The organism is Protofrankia sp. CiP3, assembly GCF_917627345.1.
Taxonomy (GTDB): Bacteria; Actinomycetota; Actinomycetes; order Frankiales; family Frankiaceae; genus Protofrankia.
In genome coordinates, this window is record NZ_CAKJTM010000157.1 from 1 (window position 1) to 1241 (window position 1241).

The 1241-nt window shown below is 68.1% G+C and carries 1 protein-coding gene; it reads right to left on the bottom strand.

From position 1 onward, the window contains the following. Positions 1 to 1241 (bottom strand): beta-ketoacyl synthase N-terminal-like domain-containing protein (locus MJ797_RS24960; protein ID WP_308128369.1); only part of this gene is annotated, 1241 nt, incomplete at both ends.

Here is a 1241-nt window from a genome sequence, read left to right on the forward strand (position 1 = left end):
TCCCCGCGCCTTCGCCCCACCCGACACCGTCCGCAGCATCCGAGAAAGCCCTGCAACGGCCGTCGGGGGCGACACCGCGGAGCCGGGAGAACTCGATGAACACGCCGGGATGCGCCATCACCGTGACGCCGCCGGCGAGGGCCATCGAGCACTCACCCGCACGCAACGCCTGAGCCGCCAGATGCAACGCCACCAGCGAGGACGAACACGCCGTGTCCACACTCACCGCCGGACCCTCAAGCCCCAGCACATACGAGATCCGCCCCGACGCCACACTGGAGATCGCGCCCGTCGCCCGGTACCCCTCGGTCTCAGGCACCGTTCCAGCGGCAGAGAGATAGTCGTTGGCGATCAGCCCGACGTAGACGCCCACGCGCTGGCCCCGCAGGGAGGACGGGTCGATCCCCGCACGCTCCAGCGCCTCCCACGACGTCTCCAACAGCAACCGCTGCTGCGGATCCATCGCCAACGCCTCACGCGGACTGATCCCAAAGAACCCCGCATCGAACCCCGCCACGTCAGTGAGGAAGCCGCCCTGACGAACGTAGGACTTCCCCGCAGCGTCGGGATCCGGATCGAACAAGCCCTCCAGATCCCAACCCCGATCGGTGGGGAACTCCCCCACCACGTCCATGCCTGAGGACAGCAGCTCCCACAAAGCGGCCGGACCGTCCACGCCACCGGGCAGCCGCAATCCCACACCCACGACCGCCACCGGCTCATCCGTCACAGACCTTACGGCGGGAACAACGGCAACGGGGATGGCGCCAACCAGTTCGCCCAGCAGATAGTCAGCCAGCGCCAACGGCGTCGGATAGTCGAACACCAACGTCGCCGGCAACGGGATCCCGGCCAGAGCGGTCAGGCGATTGCGAAGCTCCACCGAGGTCAACGAATCGAAGCCCGCGTCATTGAACGCCTGATCAACCCGAACCAGATCCCGACCCGCACCGCCAAGGACGACCGACGCCTCAGCACGCACCAACCCGGCCAGATAAGGGGCCCGATCCCCCGGCGCCATCCCGACCAGCGTCGACCGGAGCACATCCACGGCACCAGAGGCGACACGGCGCTGCGGCCCGGCCAAAGCCCGCAACAGACCGGGAACAGGCCCGTCCTGACGCCGTAGGACCGCTGGATCCAGCACCATCGGAACTAGCGTTGCATGCCGTGAGGCCAGCGCACGATCCAGCAACGCCATGCCCTCTTCAGCGCTCAGCGCGCCGATACCGGCTCGGCCC